This window comes from Bacillus cereus group sp. BfR-BA-01330 (assembly GCF_022663885.1).
Lineage (GTDB): Bacteria > Bacillota > Bacilli > Bacillales > Bacillaceae_G > Bacillus_A > Bacillus_A cereus.
Genome location: NZ_JAKUGK010000004.1, coordinates 486,304 through 509,035, shown reverse-complemented (window position 1 = coordinate 509,035; position 22,732 = coordinate 486,304). Strand labels below are relative to the sequence as shown.

The following is a 22,732-nucleotide window of genomic DNA, read 5'->3' as shown; positions in this document are numbered from 1 at the left end:
GAGCTGATGGTCGGTGTGAATCAGTACAAAGGTAAGCATGAATTACAGCCTTGGAGCATCTTTCCCGACAACTTTTGGAGGGTAAGACGGTCAAACGATCGTTAAAGAAGAAGAGAGGTAGACGAAAGAAGTCTACAACTAGGGTGGTACCGCGATAAACATCGTCCCTACTGAGCGCTCAGTAGGGACTTTTTTGTACAAAAAAATAGTAAAGGAGCAAGAGAAATGAGATACATTACAGCTGGAGAATCACATGGACCGCAGTTAACAGTTATTTTAGAAGGTGTACCAGCAGGTTTGACACTTACGGCGGAACATATTAATAAAGAATTATTAAGAAGACAAAAAGGTCATGGACGCGGAAGACGTATGCAAATTGAAACAGATACAGTTGAAATTGTAAGTGGTGTTCGTCACGGGATGACACTTGGATCACCGATTACGTTAATTGTAAAAAATGATGATTTCAAACATTGGACGAAAGTAATGGGTGCAGAGCCAATTTCGGAAAAAGAAAGTAAAGACATGAAACGTACAATTACAAAACCACGTCCCGGACATGCAGATTTAAATGGAGCAATTAAATATGGTCATCGTGATATAAGAAACGTATTAGAGCGGTCATCTGCAAGAGAAACGACAGTTCGTGTAGCTGCTGGTGCAGTTGCAAAACAAATTTTAAGCGAATTAGGCGTGGAAATTGCAGGGCATGTTCTTGAAATTGGTGGAGTAAAAGCAAAACATATTTCAAACTTATCGATTGAAGAAATTCAAACAATTACTGAAAACTCACCAGTTCGATGTTTAGATAAAGAAGTAGAGCAAGAAATGATGAATGCGATTGACAACGCAAAAAGTAGTGGAGATTCAATCGGTGGCATTGTGGAAGTCATTGCAGAAGGTATGCCAATTGGAGTTGGTAGTTACGTTCATTACGATCGTAAATTAGATGCAAAACTTGCTGGTGCAATTATGAGTATAAATGCATTTAAAGGTGCTGAAATCGGCGTAGGTTTTGAAGCGGCACGACAACCAGGAAGCAAAGTGCATGATGAAATTCTGTGGGATGAAGAAAAAGGATACACGAGAAAAACGAATAATGCCGGTGGTTTAGAAGGCGGTATGACAACAGGTATGCCAATTATCGTAAGGGGCGTGATGAAGCCAATTCCTACTTTATACAAACCGTTAGCAAGCGTTGATATTGATACGAAAGAAGCATTCCAAGCGAGTATTGAAAGATCTGATAGTTGCGCAGTACCAGCGGCGGGTGTAGTAGCTGAATCTGTTGTGGCATGGGAACTTGCAGATGCACTAGTCGAACAATTCGGAAAAGATCGTATGGAATTATTAAAACAAAACATTATGCAACACAATAACTACGCAAAAGAATTTTAATAAAAAGGTGGGTTTAACTTGCAAGTAAAAGATCAACTATCATCATTACAACCATATAAACCAGGTAAATCACCAGAACAAATGAAAGAAGTGTACGGAGATCATTCGTTTGTGAAATTAGCATCGAATGAAAATCCATTTGGTTGTTCACCAAGAGTTTTAGAAGAGTTGCAAAACTCTTGGTTGGAACATGCTTTATATCCTGACGGAGGTGCTACAACGCTCCGTCAAACAATTGCAGATAAGTTGCATGTGCAAATGGAACAAGTACTTTGTGGTAGTGGTTTAGATGAAATCATTCAAATAATAAGCCGCGCCGTATTACGAGCGGGAGATAACATTGTAACAGCAGGTGCAACATTCCCGCAGTACCGTCATCATGCAGTTATAGAAGGTTGCGAAGTGAAGGAAGTTGCGTTAAATAACGGTGTATACGACTTAGAAGAAATTTCTTCAGTAGTAGATAACGATACAAAAATTGTATGGATTTGTAACCCGAACAATCCAACAGGCACATATGTGAATGACCGAAAATTGACTCAATTCATTGAAGGTATTAGTGAAAATACGTTAATTGTCATTGATGAAGCGTACTATGAATACGTAACAGCAAAAGATTTCCCAGAGACATTACCGCTTTTAGAAAAACATAAAAATATTCTTGTACTTAGAACATTTTCTAAAGCGTACGGATTAGCTTCTTTCCGCGTTGGATATGCGGTTGGACAGGAAGAGTTAATCGAAAAATTAAATGTCGTTCGTTTGCCATTTAACGTATCTTCATTAGCGCAAAAAGCAGCGACGATTGCTTTTGGTGATGACGAGTTTATTGAAGAAATAGTTCGTGTGAATACAGAAGGATTACAACAATACGAGAGCTTTTGTAGGGAAAATGATATTCCATTTTATCCATCGCAAACAAATTTCATCTTCTTGCCAGTTGAGAATGCTGGAGAGATTTATGAAGCTTGTGCACAAGCAGGATTTATTATTCGTCCGTTCCCGAATGGTATCCGTATTACAGTCGGAACAAGAGAGCAAAATGAAGGGGTGATTTCAGTGTTACAACAACACTTTGAAAATAAAAAAAGAAAGTCTCGAGATGAGGAAAATGCGTAAAAAGGTAGTATTAATTGGAACTGGTTTAATCGGAGGCTCTCTCGCATTAGCAATTAAGAAAGAGCACGATGTAACGATAACAGGTTATGATATATTTCAAGAACAAGTAGAGCGTGCAAAAGAATTACATGTAGTAGATGAAATAGCAGTTGATTTACAGCATGCATGTGAAGAGGCACATTTAATTGTTTTTGCTTCTCCAGTTGAAGAAACGAAGAAGCTATTACACAAACTTGCGTCATTCCGTTTACGAGAAGATGTTATAGTGACTGATGTTGGTAGTACAAAAGGCACGATTATGAATGAAGCAGAAACTTTATTTTCAAAGGAAGTATCTTTCATTGGTGGACATCCAATGGCAGGTTCTCATAAAACGGGAGTTGAAAGTGCAAAAGCGCATTTATTTGAAAATGCATTTTACATTTTAACACCGATGCATCATGTGCTAAATGAACATGTGGAAGAGTTAAAAGATTGGTTAAAAGGAACGGGATCACATTTCCTTGTTTTAAATACAGAAGAACATGATTATGTAACAGGGATCGTTAGTCATTTCCCGCACCTTATCGCAGCAGGTTTAGTGAAGCAAGTAGAGAAACATGCAGGAGATAATCCGCTCATTCATCAGCTAGCTGCTGGAGGGTTTAAAGACATTACACGTATCGCATCTAGTAGTCCGAAAATGTGGAGTGATATTGTAAAGCAAAATCGAGAGCATTTAATGGTATTATTAAAAGAGTGGATCTCTGAAATGGAAGATTTATATAAAACAGTTTCTACCGGAGATGCAGGCGAGATTCAAAACTATTTTGCAGATGCGAAAGAATACCGTGATTCTTTACCAGTAAGAAAGAGAGGGGCAATTCCTGCCTATCACGACTTATACGTCGATGTATTAGATAAGGTGGGGGCATTGGCTCATATTACGAGTATTTTAGCGCGCGAGGAAATTAGTATTACGAACTTGCAAATATTAGAAGCGCGTGAAGGACTGCTTGGGGTATTACGTATTAGCTTCCAAAGGGAAGAAGATCGTATGAAAGCAAAGCTAGCGCTTGGAGAAGAAGAATACCAAACTTATGAAACAATTTAAATGAGAAGGTGAAAAACGTGAAAGAAAGAACAATACAACCTGTTAATAACGGATTGAATGGCAATATTACAATCCCAGGTGATAAATCCATTTCACACCGTGCTGTTATGTTCGGTTCTATTGCAGAAGGGAAAACAACAATTAAAGGTTTCTTGCCCGGTGCAGACTGTTTAAGTACGATTTCATGTTTTAAAGAAATGGGAGTAGAAATTACGCAAAACGGTGATGAGGTTACTGTAGTTGGTAAAGGATTAGAAGGTTTACAAGAACCGAAAGCTGTATTAGATGTTGGTAATTCTGGTACAACAATCCGATTAATGTCAGGTATACTAGCTAACACACCATTTTTCTCTTGCGTACAAGGTGATGAATCTATCGCAAAAAGACCGATGAAGCGTGTAACAAACCCATTAAAGCAAATGGGCGCAAACATAGACGGCCGAGAAGAAGGAACATTTACACCGTTAACAATACGTGGTGGAGATTTAAAAGCAATTGAATATATTTCTCCTGTTGCAAGTGCACAAGTAAAGTCAGCTATTTTACTTGCAGGTCTTCGTGCAGAAGGTGTAACAGCTGTTACAGAACCACATATTTCCCGCGACCATACGGAAAGAATGCTTGAAGCATTTGGTGTTAAAGTAACTCGCGAAGGGAAAACAGTGAAGCTGTCAGGTGGACAAAAATTAACAGCAACAGACATTCAAGTGCCAGGTGACGTATCATCAGCAGCATTTTTCTTAGTAGCAGGTGCAATCATCCCAAATAGTAAACTAGTATTACAAAATGTAGGGATGAATCCAACCCGTACCGGTATTATTGATGTTTTAGAAAAAATGGGTGCTACGTTCACTGTAGAGCCAATTAACGAAGGGGCATCGGAACCAGCTGCAAATATTACAATCGAAACATCTTCATTAAAAGGAATTGAAATTGGCGGAGATATTATCCCTAGATTAATCGATGAGATTCCTGTAATCGCATTAGCGGCAACGCAAGCAGAAGGAATTACAGTAATTAAAGATGCACACGAATTAAAAGTAAAAGAAACAAACCGTATTGATACAGTCGTTGCTGAATTAACGAAACTAGGAGCTCGCATAGAAGCAACTGATGACGGTATGATCATTTACGGAAAATCAGCTCTAAAAGGCAATACAGTAAATAGTTATGGTGATCACCGTATCGGAATGATGCTTGCAATTGCTGGTTGCCTGGCAGAAGGAAAAACAATTATTGAAGATGCAGAAGCAGTAGGTGTATCATATCCTACATTCTTTGACGAACTTCAAAAATTAGCTAAATAAAAAGGATGGAAAGCAGATACGTGATGTATCTGCTTTTTTTGTTAAAACGTCCTTGTAGTTTCACTTACCGAACTATAATAGTAAGAATTATGATACAATTCAAACAGGGAATGGAGGAGAATTATATGAATGTCATACAATTAAAAGAAGATAAGTTCAGAGAAGCATTACGTTTATCAGAATACGCTTTTCAATATAAAGTAGATGAGGAACGATTACAGCAGCAACTTACAAAGATGAAGGAAAGTCATGAAGTATACGGTATTATGGAAGGTGAGGACTTAGCTGCAAAACTACACCTCATCCCGTTTCATATTTACATAGGTAAAGAAAAATTTAAAATGGGTGGCGTTGCAGGAGTAGCGACGTATCCAGAGTACAGAAGAAGTGGGTATGTAAAAGAGCTACTTCAACATTCACTTCAAACAATGAAAAAAGATGGCTTTACAGTCTCTATGTTACACCCATTTGCTGTTACATTTTACCGTAAATACGGCTGGGAACTTTGTGCGAATCTTCTCGTATGTCATTTGACAAAGAGTGATTTAGTTATGAAAAAACAAGTGAATGGTACTGTGAAACGTTTCAATAAAGAAAATCACCCAGAAGAGGTCGAGAAGCTTTATGAAACATTTGCAGAACATTTTTCTGGTATGCTAGTTCGCAATGAAAAATGGTGGTTACAAGCTGTTTATGAGGATTTAACATTAGCAATTTATTACGATGAAAATAAAAGTGCAGCCGGCTATATGTTATATAAAATAGAAAACTATAAAATGACAGTAGATGAATTTGTTCCACTGCATAATGAAGCACGAAATGGTCTATGGAATTTTATTTGCCAGCATGATTCTATGATTAAAGAGCTTGAAATGACAGTAAGTGAAAACGAACAGTTGTTATATACATTGCAAGAACCACGTGTGAAAACAGAAATAAAACCATATTTTATGGGAAGAATTGTAGATGTAGAGCAGTTCTTAAAACAGTATGAGTTAAACTGGAACAATGTACAACAAGAAGTCATTTTACATATTACAGATTCATTTGCACCGTGGAATAATGTATCGGTGAGACTTGCAAATTATGAAATAGCAATTATAGAAGAACCAATGGATAAAGGGATCAAGCTAGATATAAATGCACTATCTACAATACTGCTTGGATACAAACGCCCATTAGAACTAAATGAATTAGAATTAATTAGCGGAAGCGAAGAGGAAATACGGGCATTTGAGAATGTAGTACCAGTGCGCAAGCCGTTTATTTATGATTTCTTTTAATTTGCATATAAGATGGAGTTGTTTCGAACAAAATTTTGGGATAGCTCCATCTCATTGTATTAATTTTTGTCGGTAAGTTGATATATCCTGAAAATCGCTGATATAATTTTATTCACATACAAGAGAATAGAATCGCAACTATACGTTGTCACGCACTTGACTTTTATTCCCTGTAATTTATAATTAAAAACGGAATGAATTTTCATTCCTGAAAATAGAGGTGGAAAAAATGGCTAAAAACAAACAAGAGGATATTTTTGATGCTGCGATGCAACTTTTTGCAGAGCGTGGTTACGATGGTACGACAATTCCAATGATCGCTGAAAAAGCAAATGTCGGTGCGGGTACTATTTATCGCTATTTTGAAAATAAAGAGGCGCTTGTTAACTCATTATTTTCAAAAAGTATGTTACAGCTTTCTGAAATGATAAAAACGGATTTTCCTGTTGAAGCAAATATTCGTGAACAGTTTAGTCATACGTATAACCGTTTATTTGAATTTGCGAGAAACAATGTGGATGCTTTTTTATTTACAAATTCTCACTGTGATAGTTATTTTCTTGATGAGCAGAGTAAGAAAATATTTGACGATTTTATAGGCTTCTTTATGAATATTATTGAAGATGGAATCGCAAAAGGTTTGCTTCGTCCATTGCCTCCAGTTGCTTTAATTATTATTGTATATCAACCGTTAGAAAAATTAACGAAAGTAATTGCAACAGGGCAATTAGAATACTCGAAAGAGTTAGTAAAAGAATTGGAAGAAAGCTCTTGGAACGCTATTAGAATCATTTGATTCTATAGCTTTATAAGGACAGGAATGAATATTCATTCCTAAATAGAATTAAAAAATGAGAGTAGGAGAGGGTATTTGTGCAACTAAAGGAATGAATATTCATTCCGGAAAGACTAGTTTAATAGAGTTTACAAAATAATGTAATAGAATAATAGGAATGAATATTCATTCCGTAACTAACGTAAATTTTAATCGCGGGAGATGATGCAAATGAGCAAGCTGAAAAATTGGAGAAGTTTATCTTTTCTATTATGGATAGTTATTACCATTACAATGATCGTAACGATGCCTAATATGGATAAATTAGTGAAAGAAAAAGGGCACATTACGATTCCTAATACAGAACAAAGTAGTATTGCTGACAAAATGATAAAAGAAATGGATAAAGACGGGACAGAAAAGTATGACATTATAGTTGTTTTTAATAGTGACAGTAAAACAGCTTTAACGACTGAGCAAAAAGAGGAAATAATAAAAACAATCAACGCTTTGCAAAATGAAAAAGAACAATTAGGAATTAAAGAAGTTGTTTCACATTTAGATAATAAAGAATTAGAGAAACAATTAGTTTCTAAAGATAATACGACTATTTTAACGCAAATATCGATAGATAAAAAGCATGGTGAAATATCGAAAGTTACAAATAACCTTCATAATAAAGTGAAAACGAAAGGGGTAACAACGTACTTAACAGGAAGTGATTTAATAGCAGGAGATTTCCTTACATCTTCTCAAGAGGGAGTGAAAAAGACTGAAGTTATTTCAATCATTTTCATTCTTGTAATATTAATCATTGTATTCCGTTCACCTATTGTTCCAATTGTTTCTCTTCTTACTGTTGGGGTATCATATTTAGTTTCAATGGGGATTATTGCTCATTTAGTAGATCAATTTAATTTTCCATTTTCTAACTTTACACAAGTGTTTGTCGTTGTTGTCCTGTTTGGGGTTGGAACAGACTATAACATTTTATTATTTACGAGATTTAAAGAAGAATTAAGTAAACAAGAAAACGCATTTTTGGCTACGAAAGAAACATTTAAATCGGCAGGGAAAACCGTTTTATATAGCGGGATAGCAGTACTAATTGGTTTTGCATCTCTTGCTTTAGCGAGTTTTAAACTATATCAATCTACTTCAGCGGTAGCAATTGGTGTCGCAGTTTTATTACTAGTATTAACTACGTTAAATCCGTTTTTTATGGTGCTTTTAGGAAAAGGGATGTTTTATCCCGTTAAAACATTTAAAGGTCATGAAGACAGTCGTCTATGGGGATTCTTTGCGAAAAACTCAGTAGTGAGACCATTTGTAGCTTTAATTATTGTATTCGTGATATCAATTCCTTTCATATTAAAGTATTCTAATACACTTAATTACAACGATTTATTTGAAGTAGACAATAAATATGAGTCGAAAATGGGGATTAACGTAATAGAAGAACATTTTCCACCTGGTTTTTCTTCACCAAGTACGTTAGTCATTCAATCGAATAACAAGTTAGATGAGGCGAGTTCGCTTCAAACTTTAGATGAACTAACTGATAAGATTTTGAAAGTAAAAGGTGTTTCAGAAGTATATTCACCGACACGTCCAACTGGTGATAGGATTAAAGAACTATATATAAATAAACAAGCGGGTGAACTAAATACAGGTTTAGGAGATGCCAATGGTGGTATAAAGGAAATTAATGATGGATTAACTACTGCGAAAGATAAGATGGGTAATAAGGACTCAAATAGTCTTGCGAACGTTCAAAAGTTAATTGATGGAACAAATGAAGCGAAAAGTGGTGTATCAGCATTAGGAACAGCTTTAAATCAACTATCCAATGGCATAAATGACGGAGCACAAGGTGCGCGGCAAATTGAGAGTGGGTTAACTTCAGTAAATGAAAATATAAGTGTATTATCTCAAGCAACTTCACAACTTCATGCTGGCTATACACAGTTAGAAAAAGGTTTAAGTTCTTACGATCAATACTTCGGAAGTATTTCTCAAGCGATTGACGGTGCGAAGAAAGGTTATGAACAAATTGAAATGTTAATGACCAATTTCATTCAAACGAAACCAGAATTAGCAAATGATCCTAACATTCTGCAGACGATAGGAATTGCTAAAGAGGCTCAAAAGCAATTAGGTGGGCTTTCAAATGAATTAAATAAATTGAAAGCGCAGCATAATGCGGCGATGGGATCATTTAAAGAAGCGAATCAATCGTTATTGAAAGTGGATAATGGCTTAAAAGAAATGAACAATGGAGTTACTAAGTTACAAAAAGGAGCAGCTGATCTTAAAAATGGATTAAATGAAGGTGCTTCAGGTTCAAAACAAATTGCGAACAAGTCATCTGAGTTACAAACCGGATTAACGAAAATAAACGATGGGCAAGGTCAGCTATTAACCGGACTGAAAGACTTGCAAGAACAGATGGGTCAATTACAATCCGGACTAACTAAAAGTACAGAAGGCCTTGAAAAGGTAAGTAATGGCCTAGGGGATGCTCAGAAATATTTAGGAGAACTGAACGAATCAAAAAGCTCTGAGAAATTCTATATTCCAAAAGAAGTTTTGGAGGGAGAAGATTTCCAAAAAGCTTTGAATACGTACATGTCACATGATAGAAAGACTGCTAAAATGACAATCATTTTAGACGTAAATCCGTATTCAAAAGAAGCGATGCCAATTATTCAAGAAATCAATAACACAATAGAGGGTACTTTGAAGGGGTCGGAATTAAATCATGCGAAAACAGCAATCGGAGGAACGACAGCTAGAAACGTTGATTTAAAAGAAGTAACTGGGCAAGATTTCTTACGTACAGCTACAATTATGTTAATTGGAATCGCGATTGTATTAATTGTGATTACACGTTCATTATTAAACACCATCTTTATTATTGGATCGTTACTATTAGCTTACTTTGCATCATTAGGGATAAGTGAACAAATTAGTACGCATATTTTACATGTAGATTCATTAAGCTGGAATGTTCCATTCTTTAGTTTCATAATGATTGTCGCTTTAGGAGTGGATTATAGTATTTTTGTAATGATGAGATACAATGAGTTAGAAGGGGACCCAGCGACGAAAATTGTAACTGCTTCTCGTCATATCGGAGGAGTCGTATTATCAGCGGCACTTATTTTAGGTGGTACATTTGCTGCATTAGTCCCTTCAGGTGTATTAACGCTTATACAAGTAGCATCCGTAGTTGGCGTTGCGTTGTTACTATTAGCTATCATTGTGATGCCAATATTGTTACCTGCTTTAATAGGTTTAACGAGTAAAATGAAGAATTATGCAAAGAAATTAAGTGAAAGAAAATAAAAGAATCCCCTTTTAAAAGTAACTGTTTCAGTTATGGGAGAGAACATATAAAATAACACACAAATTAGGGATGTAAATCACATATGATTTAGAATCCCTTTTTTAATTGTTATTGCATTGTTTAAGTACTTTTATCTAGTTAAATTGCAAAGGAAGAGAAAAAGAAAACAGTAAAAACACCAGCGCAACGATTGGGGATTACTGACAAAGTATTTGATTTAAAAGATATAATTTACTTTAGATAGTTCACTCAAATAATGGTGGACTATCTTTTTTTAAAAGGTAAATGGAAATTTATGTTAAAATAATGATAGAGATTGTGAAAAAAATGTTCTTAAACTAACGGTCAGGTTACTTTAAGAAGGATTTTTCAAAGGAAATGTTGAATATCGTATTTTGAAGGAGTGATTGCAGTGGAGTAAGTAATTTTTTAAATCTTGGTTAAATACTTTGAAGGAAGGGATTTATAAATATGAATACAAAACTAATAATAGTAGAAGGTTTACCTGGATTTGGAAAATCGACCACTGCAAAGCTAATAAATGAAATTCTAAGCCAAAATAAAATTGAAGTTGAACTATTTTTAGAGGGGAATTTGAATCACCCCGCCGACTATGATGGTGTATCTTGTTTTAATAAATTTGAATTCGATAGATTAGTATCTAACAGTGGAGATTTTAAAGAAGTGCTTCTTAAAAGAGTTTTAAAAAAAGGAAGCAATTATTTATTACCATACAGAAAGATAAAAAATGAGTTTGGTGACCAGTTTTCGGACGAATTATGTAATGATATTTTTAAAAACGATATATATGAATTGCCATTCGATAAAAATGTTGAATTAATTGCTGACAAATGGAATGACTTTGCTGAAATTGCTCTAGAAGATAATAAGGTTTATATTTTTGAATGTTGTTTCATACAAAATCCATTAACAATTGGGATGATTAAATACGGTGAACAAAAAGAAAAAATAATAAATTATGTAATGAAAGTTGCAAAAATCATAGAGAATTTAAATCCAATGTTATTTTATGTAGAACAAGATGATCTTGAATTTTCATTTAGGAAGGCATTAAAAGAAAGAAATCCAGAATGGTCCACAGGAATTGTCGACTATTACACGAACCAAGGCTATGGGAAAGAACATAACCATTCAGGGGTAGAAGGAGCGATAAAAGTTCTTGAAGCTAGAAGGAATTTAGAGTTAGAAATATTCGATATGTTAAAAATGAAAAAAGAAAAAATCAATAATACAAAATATGAAATTGACTCATATAGGTCAATGTTAAAAGATAAGTTAACAATACAAATGGTGAAATAGCTTTTTACACTACCTGGTGCTTTAGTTGGAGAAGGAAATGAAAACGCTCAGAATATTTTCTGAGCGTTTTAGTTTGCTATTTATAATGCGAAATGCATACAAATTATTGTGTTATTTCAATTGATAAACATAATGCTCCAATTATAAATGTTTTTTCAAAATGAATCCTCTTTAAAACGTGTATGTAACTTTAATCTAATTAAAAACAAAGGTTTTATTCGAGTTTGGAAAGAAAGGAATAGCAATCAACCGTTGCTATTCATCCAGCTTCTACTATATAATAGCTATAGTCTACAATAATTGAGTCGTAATATGCGATTTTTTAAGACAATCGGTGAGAAAACGCTGAAATAAGCGGTATTAGTAGGAGGACACAAATGATTACAGTAAGTAACGTTAGTTTGCGTTTCGCGGATCGCAAATTATTTGAAGATGTTAACATAAAATTCACGCCAGGTAACTGCTACGGTTTAATCGGAGCAAACGGTGCTGGTAAATCTACATTTCTAAAGATTTTATCTGGAGAAATTGAACCATCAACAGGTGACATACATATTACGCCAGGTGAGCGTCTAGCAGTATTAAAACAGAACCACTTCGAATATGAAGAGTTCCCAGTATTAGAAACAGTAATTATGGGTCACACGCAACTTTACAAAGTAATGCAAGAGAAAAATGCTATTTACATGAAAGAAGACTTTAGTGATGAAGATGGTATGCGTGCTGCTGAACTTGAAGGTGAGTTCGCTGAGCTTAACGGTTGGGAAGCTGAGTCAGAAGCTGCAATCCTTCTTAAAGGTTTAGGTATTGGTGAAGATCTTCATGATAAGAAATTGTCAGAATTAACTGGTGCAGAGAAAGTAAAAGTATTACTTGCTCAAGCTTTATTCGGTCAACCTGACATTCTATTATTAGATGAGCCTACTAACCACTTGGACTTAAAAGCGATCCAATGGTTAGAAAACTTCTTAATGAACTTTGAAAACACAGTTATCGTAGTATCCCATGACCGTCACTTCTTAAATAAAGTATGTACGCACATGGCTGACCTTGATTTCGGTAAAATTCAACTTTATGTTGGTAACTATGACTTCTGGTATGAGTCAAGCCAATTAGCTTTAAAATTAACACAAGATGCTAATAAGAAAAAAGAAGAGAAAGTAAAAGAGTTACAAAACTTCATTGCACGCTTTAGTTCAAACGCTTCTAAAGCGAAACAAGCAACTTCTCGTAAAAAATTATTAGACAAAATTACATTAGATGATATTAGACCGTCATCACGTCGTTACCCATTCGTTGGTTTCACACCTGAGCGTGAAGTAGGAAATGACTTATTAACTGTTGAAGGTCTTTCTAAAACAATTGATGGTGAAAAAGTGTTAGATAATGTGTACTTCACTTTAAATAAAGGTGATAAAGTTGCATTTATCGGCCGTAACGATATTGCGATGACAACATTATTTAAAATTCTTATGGGTGAAATGGAGCCTGATAGTGGTTCATTCAAATGGGGTGTTACAACCTCTCAGTCTTACTTCCCAAGAGATAACTCTAAGTACTTTGAGAATAGTGATTACAACTTAGTTGAATGGTTACGTCAATTTTCTCCACAAGATGAGTCTGAAAGCTTCTTACGTGGTTTCTTAGGCCGTATGTTATTCTCAGGTGAAGAAGTTAAAAAGAACGTTTCTGTATTATCTGGAGGCGAAAAAGTTCGTTGTATGTTATCTAAAATGATGTTAAGTGGTGCGAACGTAATCACACTTGACGATCCAACGAACCACTTAGACCTTGAGTCAATCACAGCATTAAACAACGGTTTAATTGCATTCAAAGGTACAATCTTATTCACATCTCATGACCATCAGTTCGTGCAAACAATTGCAAACCGCATTATCGAAGTAACACCAAACGGTGTAATCGATAAAGAGGCTACTTATGATGAGTTCTTAGAAAATGAGGAACTTCAAAAACAAGTAGATGCAATGTACAAAGGTCAATAATATATAATGAAAAAACTCGCTCTTTTTAGAGCGAGTTTTTTTGTCGAGAAAACGTAACATCGCTGGTCGGTCAAATGAATAATTATTCAAATATAATATTAATGAACAGGAGAATTTTTTCATGTATGAAGGGATGTAATGACTTTAAGATTTAAAGAGTTAGTTGAAGAAGGGAAATGTAAGTGGAGTAATATAATCAAATCGTATTATTTTGTCATGTGAAATATGTACCAAATTTGGAGATAGAATAGTTTGCGAATGAGTTTATAAAGGTATATAGTATGGGGTGTCATAATTAGTGGATGAATCTTGGGAGAAAACAGGAAATGTTACAAATTTATTTTGTTAAATAGAAACCAAGGTCAAAATGTCTAGAAAGAAATAGTTGAATAAATACTAGCTTCAAATTATAATTACTAATATTCTTCATATAGTTAAATAAAGATAATCTATTTGAAGAAGAAAATTTGAATAGAGAGACAGACTTATAAAAAAATAAGCCTTGGATGATCAAAAGAGGTGGAGAAATGAAACAGTTCTTATTAAAGAGCAAAAGTGTGTTAAGCAATCATTTTGGATTCTTTCTGTTTGCCGTTATTTTATTGTGGCTCAAAACATATGCAGCTTATGTAACGGAATTCAATTTAGGAATTTCAAACACAATTCAAAAATTCTTGCTGTTTTTTAACCCGCTTAGTTCAGCAGTTCTATTTTTAGGACTTGCATTATTTGCAAAAGGGAAACGATCTTATATTTGGTTAATTATCATTAATTTGTTATTGTCGATTCTTTTATACGCAAACGTAGTATACTATCGCTTTTTCAGTGACTTTATTACGTTCCCGACATTAACACAAACGAATAACTTTGGAGATTTAGGTGGTAGTATTCTTGCGTTGCTACATCTTTATGATCCATTATACTTCTTAGACACGATTATATTAATTGTGTTAGTCGCAACAAAATTTGCAAATCCAAAACCAATTCGTGTTGCGAAGCATAAATTATCTCTAGTATTTGTAGCAGGTATTTTATTATTCAGTGTTAACTTAGGTCTTGCAGAGTCTGACCGTCCTGAATTATTAACAAGAACGTTTGACCGTAATTATATTGTGAAATATTTAGGTGCATACAACTACACAATTTATGATGGAATTCAAAGTGCGAAAGCATCGACAGAACGAGCATTAGCTGATGGCGATAATATGACAGAAGTACGAAATTATTTAACATCAACTTATGCAAGTCCAAATCCTGAGTATTTCGGTAAAGGAAAGGGAATGAACGTAATTTACATTCATTTAGAGTCATTCCAAAACTTCTTAATTGATTACAAATTAAATGGTCAAGAAGTTACACCGTTCTTAAACTCATTTACAAAAGATGCGAATACACTTTATTTTGATAACTTCTTCCATCAAACAGGACAAGGGAAAACATCTGATGCGGAGTTTATGTTAGAGAATTCAATGTTTGGTTTACCGCAAGGTTCTGTCTTTACAACGAAATCTCATAATACGTATCAATCAGCACCAGCTATTTTAGGACAACAAGGATACACATCAGCAGTATTCCACGGTAACTACAAAACATTTTGGAACCGTGACGATATTTATAAATCATTTGGTTTTAATAAATTCTTTGATGCGTCATACTACGATATGAATGAAAAAGACGTAGTAAACTACGGGTTAAAAGATAAACCGTTCTTTAATGAATCTATTCCGTTATTACAAACGTTGAAACAACCGTTCTATACGAAGTTTATTACGTTATCGAACCATTTCCCTTATCCAATCGATAAGGCAGAAGCAACGATTGAACCAGCAACAACAGGTGATTCATCAGTAGATACGTACTTCCAAACAGCACGCTATTTAGATGAATCTGTAAAAGGCTTCATCGATTACTTGAAACAATCTGGTTTATATGATAACTCAATTATTGTTATGTACGGAGACCATTACGGTATTTCAGATAATCATAACGCAGCAATGTCAAAAGTAATGGGTAAAGAAATGAACTCATTTGAAAATGCACAGTTACAACGTGTACCATTAATCGTTCGTGTACCAGGAGTGAAAGGTGGCGTACAACATCAATACGGTGGTGAAATTGACGTTCTTCCAACGCTATTACACTTACTAGGTACAGATACAAAGAATTATGTTCAATTCGGTTCTGATTTATTATCACCAGATCATAAACAAGTCGTTGCGTTCCGTAACGGTAACTACGTAAGCCCAACAGTTACTGCACTAAACGGCAAATACTATGATACAACTACTGGAAAACCTGTAGAATTTACAGATGAAATAAAGAAAAATGAACAAATGGTTCAAAACTCACTAAAATACTCTGACCAAGTCGTGAATGGTGACTTATTACGATTCTACACACCGGAAGGATTCACTCCAGTAGATCGTTCGAAGTATAACTATAACAACCGCGATAAAAACAAAACGAAGGTAAAAACGACTCCGGAAGGGGAAGCTAAATAAATAATAAAAGGCGCTATTCATATGAATAGCGCCTTTTATTTGTAAATATACCATCATTATGAGACAGAACCAGCTGTTGCTTTTTGTTTAGCCTTTCCGAAGAAAACTACGCCGATGATGATAATAATGATAAATGCCCATTTAACCAAAGGGTTACTTTCGAAAAATCCAGCGAACCATTTCTCATCTACAATCATTTTCGCGGCAGTATAAGCTAAAACGGCTGCTCCAATCGTAATGATGACAGGAAAACGATCTACCCATTTTAAAATCAATGTACTGCCCCATACGACTACTGGAATAGACACTAATAATCCGATGATTACTAAAGAAAAGTTACCATGGGCAGCTCCTGCAACAGCGAGTACATTATCGATGCCCATTAACGCATCAGCAATAATAATGGTTTTAATAGCAGACCAAAATCCTTCTTCGGCCTTAATATCATGATCTTTGCCTTCAGCAATTAATTTATAAGCAATCCATATAAGGAGTACACCACCAATTAGAAGTAGCCCTGGTATTTTTAACAACCAAACAACAACTAAGGTAGCGAGGGCTCTAATCGCGATTGCCCCGATAGTTCCCCATATAATAACTTTCTTTTGCTGAACTTTCGGTAATCTTCTTGCTGCTAATCCAATTACAATGGCATTATCACCGGCTAACACTAAATCAATTACAATGATGGCAAGTAGGGCGGACAAATATTCGGCTGAAAGAAAATCCATATACATATCACTCCTTAAGAGTAATATGTGCTAAAGTGTTGATAATATAAAAAATAGGATTGAATTTGTATATTCAATCCATAATTTCTTACTGTATTTTGATATATGTTTTAATTTCGTATAAGTCGCTTTTGTATTCTTTTTTGTTTATCGTTTCGCTTTCTTAATTTTCGATTCATCTTTTTAATGCGGTTTTCTTTTCTATTATCCCAGTTATCACTTCGGATTTTACTAATAGACTTATCTGTCTTAGCACGAAAACGTCTTACTTTTTTCACGAAGGAAAGGGGTATTTTGCCGATAACACCTTGTTTTTCTAACGAATCCTCTTTACCTAGACACCAATCAGGATGAGATAATAAATAGTCGAAATCAAATGTTATCCCGTATTCTTTATCCATATATGTATACCATTCATCTAAAGTACACTTATTTTTTGTATGTAAATATGTTGATCCATCAGTCATAGCACAGCACCAATAGTCAAAATAGCTCCATAGTACCCATTCTCTCGGTACATCTAGTGTTAAAATTACCATTTTTGAATTTGTTCTACCCCAAGCTTTATGATTTCGATTTGGGTAATTATTTGCTTCCCAGACCCAAATAGGATAGTTACCTTCGTAATGAGGCAATCTTGTTTTAGCGACGCGCACCATCCAGTCATATGAATATACATCGTCTGGATCGATGAATTCTTTATTACCTTCTAAATAACCAAGTTTCTTAAATTGTTTCCATGCTTCTTCGGTTTGTACTGTATATACGATCATATGGCACCTACTTATTTAAACTAAATTATAGTATAACATGTGATTTTGAATTTTTATTGATATTAGAGAAGGGGGAGTTTGAGTCGAATATACGAGGAGTAATTCCCAAAATGATAAAAAGACTTGATTCCCAGCTAAAGGAAATCAAGTCTTTTCATTACATACGATTATCATGCCAGAAGTTTAATGGGAAGTGTTCGTTCTCATTATATGCTTCTAATTCATATCCTTTTTCTTTCAGTCCTTTAATAATTCCAGGAACTGCTTTTACTGATTGTGGATGAATATCATGCATAAGGATAACTTCTGTTGGATTTGTAGCACCATGTAACACGTTTTCTACAATTTTAGCAGATGCAGCATCAACTTGCATTTTGTTATATTTCCAGTCTAAAGAATCAATTGTCCAATCCCAAACTTTTAAGCCATTTTCTACAACTTTGTTGCGAAGAGCTTCGTTTAATCCTGGCATAGAGCCGTAAGATGGACGAGTTAATACTGGTGATTTACCTAAAACACCAGCGATTAAGCCTTGGTCTTCCTTCATTTCATCTACGTAATGACCTTCAGTGTAAAGTTTCTTGTAGTTATGAGTCATACTGTGCATCCCAACGTAGTGACCTTCAGCATCTTCGCGTTTTACAAGATCAGGGAAAGCTTTTACGTTTGAACCAATTAGGAAGAATGTTGCTTTTGCATTTTCTTTCTTTAACATATCTAAAAGCTCAGCTGTGTATTTTCCAGGACCGTCATCAAATGTTAAATAAGCGACTTTTCTAACTTGCCCGTTATAATGTTTTGGAGCTTCTTTCGGAGCAAGAGATGTTTGAATCTCACTTACAAGTTGAACAGATTTTGCTTCATCCTCTGTACTAGCTAGAGCAGTATGTACTGATCCAAAAGCTACTTCGTATGTGAATAATACCCCCGCACAAACTAACATAGCCCTTTTTACTAAAGTTGTCATTCGAATTCCATTGTGCATAATTTTCCTTCTCTCTATAAAAGTTCTACTCTACTATATTAGCAATTATAGGTAGGGAAATGCAAAAAAACTTTTTTACAAGTGTAAAAAAGTTTACTCAAAAGTATGCAAGATTTTATATCAATTGCAGTTTTGAAAAATAGGATGAATTTAAACTTTCAATCACCAAATCATACTTTCGTATCACTTCGTTTTCGTTCCAATTATTGATTCGAATATTTTTGTTTTTTATTAAAATATTGGTAAAGAAACAATTACATGAAAAAAGGAGTGGGAATATGGATAATTATATTTGCACTACATGTGGAGTACAGTATCCCGAAAATGAAGAAGCACCTTCTCGCTGTAAAATTTGTAATGAGGAAAGACAATATGTTAATCCAATTGGGCAGTCATGGACAACATTAGAAACGATGCAAAATAGCAATTTATACAAAAACGAAATAATAAAAGAAGAAAGCGGTTTGTATAGCATTACTACTAAACCTAAATTTGCGATTGGACAAACAGCATTTTTAATACAAAGTAAAACTCTAAATGTTATGTGGGATTGCATTAGTTATTTAGATGATAAAACGATACAACGTATATATGATTTAGGTGGTATTCAAGCAATAGCACTTTCTCATCCACATTATTACTCTACACAAGTTAAATGGGCGGAAACATTCAATGTACCTATTTATATTCATGAAGATGATAAAGAGTGGGTGGTTCGTCCGAGTAAGCAAATTAAATTTTGGTCTGGGGAGCATCTGATATTATCGGAAGAACTTACATTGCATCGCTTAGGAGGCCATTTTAAGGGTGGAACTGTTATACATTGGAAAGACGGTAATGAAGGGAAAGGTATTTTGTTATCAGGTGATATTATACAAGTAGTTTCGGATCGAAAATGGGTAAGTTTTATGTATAGTTATCCCAATCTCATTCCATTACCAGCGAATAAAGTTAGAGATATGGCAGAGAAGGTAAAAGATATCCAATTTAGTCGACTATATAATGCATTTCATGGTGTGGTGGAAGATGCGAATAAAGCTGTACAAAGATCTGCTGATCGGTATATAAAGGCCCTGCAAGGAGAACTATTTCATACGTAATAGCTTGTAATTCATCTCTATATTTATATAACTAATTTTATATGAATTTTATACTAAAGTCCTATTGTTTATTAACTAATAGGTCTTTCAACTTAGGAAGTTCACACTAATGAGGGATGTTAAAGGGAATATATGTAACCTATACTAATTACTATAAAGCTTTGGAAAATGAAAAGGAGGAGATTTGCATGAAGAATTGGGTTCAATTTAGAATTGCAAGACCAACAGATAAATTTGAAGAAGTGATAAGTTTTTATGAAACAGGATTAGGTTTAAAACGTATAGGGGAATTTCACAATCATGAAGGATATGATGGGGTTATGTTTGGCTTACCAGATGAAGAGTATCATTTGGAGTTTACTACACATGTTAATGGAAGTCCATGTCCGGCACCGACAAAAGATAATTTACTAGTTTTTTATATGCCTATTAAAGATGAAATTGAAAAGATAGTGAATCGATTAAGTAATATGGGCTATCATGAGGTAGAACCTGAAAACCCGTATTGGATAGAGAAAGGAACCACAATAGAGGATCCAGACGGTTGGAGAATTGTGCTTATGAATGCATCTGAATAAGAAAACTATTTTCATATGAAATAGAGTGTAACAAAATGATTTAGACATAAATCCCTACAGTGTTTGTAGGGATTTTTATATAAGAAATTTTTATTGAGAGAGTTATTAAAATGTAGAAAGTATTTTGGCTAAGAACAAATGTAGTAAACATAATTTATGAAGGAGGTATAAAAGTAAGATAGTAAACCATTTTGAAGCGTTTTCTAAACATGTTGGAAATACACATCTTATTAAAAGTTCTTTCGTAGTTTATATCTTATTCTACGCAAAATTGATACCATCAAAAAACTGTATGTTTAACATGTACAGTTTTTTGATGGTATAGCTGTGCAATGTTTAGAAATTTCACATACCGTATTTTAAAAATAAATATAGGAAAAACAAAAAGTAATGTAGAATATATCGTACATACATATATACAGTTAACATAAAAGATAAAGAGGTGGGTATATGTTACTTGAGGAAGTAATGCAGCAACTAGAGGAATATGGAACAGAACAAAATCGAAAAACGTATAAAAACCAGGGAGCGAAAGAGCCGTTATTTGGAGTTAGTTTTGCGAATTTAAAATTGTTAAAAAAGAAGATAAAAAAAGATCACGATTTAGCAGTTGAATTGTGGGAAACGAAAAATATGGACGCAATGACATTAGCAACTTATATTTTAGACCCGAAAAAAATAACGACAGAACAGCTTAATAGTTGGATTCAGGATGTTGATTATTACTGTTTAATGGATGTTCTGATGACATCTATATGTACTTCGCCAATTGCAATAGAAAGAATGGAAGAGTGGATAAAGTCTAATGATGAATGGATTGGAAGAGCTGGCTGGTCTTTATTAGCAAATATAGCGATTAAAAATAAAACGTTACATGATGATTTCTTCTCTCCGTACTTAGAAGAGATTAAAGAAAATATACATAATGAAAAAAATAGAAAAAAAGAAGCGATGAATAGTGCTTTAATCGCAATAGGAATTCGTAATGAAGACTTAGAGCGACAAGCGATTGAAATTGCAAGTGAAATTGGAAAAATAGAGGTTGATCATGGTGCAACATCATGTAAAACACCAGATGCAGAAAGCTATATAAAAAAAGCGAGAGAAAGAGCTGAAAAAAAGAAAGTGAAATAAGAAAAGAGGATCGGTTATGAAACCAATTGAAGCAGCACAAAACATAATTACATTACAATTTCCGAATTGTGATGTAGCTTTACTCGGCGGAAGCGTTGCACGAGGAGAAGCGACGAAAACATCTGACCTTGACATTGTAATAGTCGATCAAAGTTTAACTTCTTGCTATAGAGAATCTTTCTATAGTAATGGATGGCCTGTTGAGGTGTTTGTTCATAATTTCGAAACATATAAAACCTTTTTCAAAATGGATTGTGATCGAGGGAGGCCGTCGTTACCACAATTAGTTTCAGAAGGGATTGCCTTAAAAGGGGAACAGGAAATTGTTGAGAAATTAAAAAAAGAAGCGAATGATTTACTACATAAAGGACCAGCTAAATGGACCGAAGAAACGATTAAGCAGAAGCGATATTTTATTACGGATACTTTAGATGACTTTATTGGTGCAACAAAAAGAGAAGAAGAATTGTTTATCGCTAATTTATTAGCCGATTTAGTACATGAATATGTATTAAGAGTAAATGGTAAGTGGCTTGGGAGTTCAAAATGGTTTATTAGAGTGCTAAAAAGATATGATGAGCAATATGCAAACAAATTTGTAGCCGCTTTTGATCATTTTTATAAAACGGGAGGGAAAAATGAATTAATTCATTTTATAGAAAAGACGTTAGAACAGTATGGTGGAAGAGTGTTCGAAGGATTTTCTATTGGTAAATAAAGAGAGGAGAAAAAAATGAATGTACCATATGTTCAATTAAGAGAATTGACACTAGATGATGTAGAAGATCGCTATCAATGGTCATTAGATAGAGATGTAACAAAGCATTTAGTTTTACCAGATCAATATCCTCCGTTCACTCGTGGAGATACGAGAAACTGGGTTGAAGCTTGTATAAGCCGAAAAAATGGTTATGAACAAAGGGCAATGGTTACTGAGACAGGTATACATATTGGATGGGTAGACCTTAAAAATTTTGATAAAACAAATAAAAATGCTGAACTAGGAATTGCGATTGGAAATAAAGACTATTGGGGTAAAGGATTTGGAATGGCAGCTCTAAACAGCATGTTACAAATAGGTTTTTCTCAGTTTGAATTGGAGAAAATTTGGTTACGTGTAGATGAAGATAATACAAAAGCTAAAAAGAGTTATGAAAGTGCCGGATTTGTATGCGAAGGGTTAATGAGAAATGATCGATTGAGACAGGGAAAGTTCATTCATCGCTATCGTTACAGTATATTAAAAGAAGAGTATGAATCAAAAATTAATAACCTATAAAAAT

General features: G+C 34.3%; 17 protein-coding genes, 1 pseudogene and 1 other annotated feature (1 of these 19 cut by a window edge). Of the genes and pseudogenes, 15 read left to right on the top strand and 3 right to left on the bottom strand.

From position 1 onward, the window contains the following. Positions 1–172 (top strand) — a binding site (T-box leader); it begins 48 nt to the left of the window's first position. A 53-nt stretch (positions 173–225) separates the two neighbouring features. From aroC to ltaS, 10 genes are all read left to right on the top strand, one after another. Beyond that, entirely contained in the window at positions 226–1,398 is a 1,173-nt protein-coding gene (aroC, locus tag MR112_RS14670) for a chorismate synthase (protein WP_001269424.1), read from the top strand. Positions 1,399–1,416: 18 nt separating this feature from the next. Further along, entirely contained in the window at positions 1,417–2,517 is a 1,101-nt protein-coding gene (hisC, locus tag MR112_RS14665; RefSeq protein ID WP_242245068.1) for a histidinol-phosphate transaminase, read from the top strand. After that, positions 2,510–3,610 carry a prephenate dehydrogenase gene (gene tyrA / locus MR112_RS14660; protein ID WP_001228136.1) on the top strand — a complete coding sequence of 367 codons (1,101 nt, stop codon included), beginning with the start codon at positions 2,510–2,512 and terminating at the stop codon, positions 3,608–3,610. The genes hisC and tyrA overlap by 8 nt, the downstream gene beginning before the upstream one ends. 17 nt (positions 3,611–3,627) lie before the next feature. Continuing rightward, complete coding sequence (gene aroA, locus MR112_RS14655) at positions 3,628–4,917, top strand: 3-phosphoshikimate 1-carboxyvinyltransferase (RefSeq protein ID WP_000664632.1); 1,290 nt, start codon at positions 3,628–3,630, stop codon at positions 4,915–4,917. 125 nt (positions 4,918–5,042) lie between these two features. Then, positions 5,043–6,200, top strand: coding sequence for a GNAT family N-acetyltransferase (locus tag MR112_RS14650; protein WP_001100928.1), 1,158 nt, complete (start codon positions 5,043–5,045; stop codon positions 6,198–6,200). Between the two features lie 229 nt (positions 6,201–6,429). Continuing rightward, entirely contained in the window at positions 6,430–6,996 is a 567-nt protein-coding gene (locus MR112_RS14645) for a TetR/AcrR family transcriptional regulator (RefSeq protein ID WP_001107309.1), read from the top strand. 210 nt (positions 6,997–7,206) lie between these two features. Beyond that, positions 7,207–10,323, top strand: a complete 3,117-nt coding sequence (locus tag MR112_RS14640) for an MMPL family transporter (RefSeq protein ID WP_227900840.1) — start codon at positions 7,207–7,209, stop codon at positions 10,321–10,323. A gap of 472 nt (positions 10,324–10,795) precedes the next feature. Continuing rightward, entirely contained in the window at positions 10,796–11,644 is an 849-nt protein-coding gene (locus tag MR112_RS14635) for a P-loop NTPase family protein (RefSeq protein ID WP_001093195.1), read from the top strand. A 377-nt stretch (positions 11,645–12,021) separates the two neighbouring features. Beyond that, positions 12,022–13,647 (top strand): ABC-F family ATP-binding cassette domain-containing protein, encoded by a 1,626-nt coding sequence (locus tag MR112_RS14630; RefSeq protein WP_000633864.1) that lies wholly within the window; start codon positions 12,022–12,024, stop codon positions 13,645–13,647. A 527-nt stretch (positions 13,648–14,174) separates the two neighbouring features. Next, positions 14,175–16,148, top strand: coding sequence for a lipoteichoic acid synthase (gene ltaS / locus MR112_RS14625; RefSeq protein WP_000808770.1), 1,974 nt, complete (start codon positions 14,175–14,177; stop codon positions 16,146–16,148). Between the two features lie 56 nt (positions 16,149–16,204). Here ltaS and MR112_RS14620 read toward each other — a convergent pair whose 3' ends face one another. The 3 genes from MR112_RS14620 to MR112_RS14610 all read right to left on the bottom strand — a co-directional run bounded on the left by MR112_RS14620 (position 16,205) and on the right by MR112_RS14610 (position 18,637). Next, positions 16,205–16,879: a TerC family protein gene (locus MR112_RS14620; RefSeq protein WP_227900839.1), complete on the bottom strand. Its 675-nt coding sequence runs from the start codon at positions 16,877–16,879 to the stop codon at positions 16,205–16,207. Between the two features lie 110 nt (positions 16,880–16,989). After that, positions 16,990–17,652, bottom strand: a complete 663-nt coding sequence (locus tag MR112_RS14615; RefSeq protein ID WP_242245067.1) for a DUF3841 domain-containing protein — start codon at positions 17,650–17,652, stop codon at positions 16,990–16,992. A gap of 157 nt (positions 17,653–17,809) precedes the next feature. After that, a complete protein-coding gene (locus MR112_RS14610; RefSeq protein WP_000551452.1) occupies positions 17,810–18,637 on the bottom strand; it encodes a peptidoglycan-N-acetylglucosamine deacetylase in 828 nt (275 codons plus the stop codon). A gap of 278 nt (positions 18,638–18,915) precedes the next feature. Between MR112_RS14610 and MR112_RS14605 the strand changes: the two genes are divergently transcribed. The 5 genes and pseudogenes from MR112_RS14605 (at position 18,916) to MR112_RS14585 (ending at position 22,728) form a co-directional block, all read left to right on the top strand. Continuing rightward, entirely contained in the window at positions 18,916–19,737 is an 822-nt protein-coding gene (locus tag MR112_RS14605) for an MBL fold metallo-hydrolase (RefSeq protein ID WP_000371021.1), read from the top strand. Positions 19,738–19,925: 188 nt separating this feature from the next. Beyond that, on the top strand, positions 19,926–20,315 hold the full coding sequence (locus MR112_RS14600) for a VOC family protein (RefSeq protein ID WP_000800667.1): 390 nt from the start codon (positions 19,926–19,928) through the stop codon (positions 20,313–20,315). A gap of 450 nt (positions 20,316–20,765) precedes the next feature. Then, positions 20,766–21,449, top strand: coding sequence for a DNA alkylation repair protein (locus MR112_RS14595; RefSeq protein ID WP_242245066.1), 684 nt, complete (start codon positions 20,766–20,768; stop codon positions 21,447–21,449). A 16-nt stretch (positions 21,450–21,465) separates the two neighbouring features. After that, positions 21,466–22,226: pseudogene (locus MR112_RS14590) on the top strand (nucleotidyltransferase domain-containing protein). Beyond that, a complete protein-coding gene (locus tag MR112_RS14585; RefSeq protein WP_227900838.1) occupies positions 22,183–22,728 on the top strand; it encodes a GNAT family N-acetyltransferase in 546 nt (181 codons plus the stop codon). Before MR112_RS14590 ends, MR112_RS14585 begins: the two are co-directional and overlap by 44 nt. The last annotated feature ends 4 nt before the right edge of the window (positions 22,729–22,732 follow it).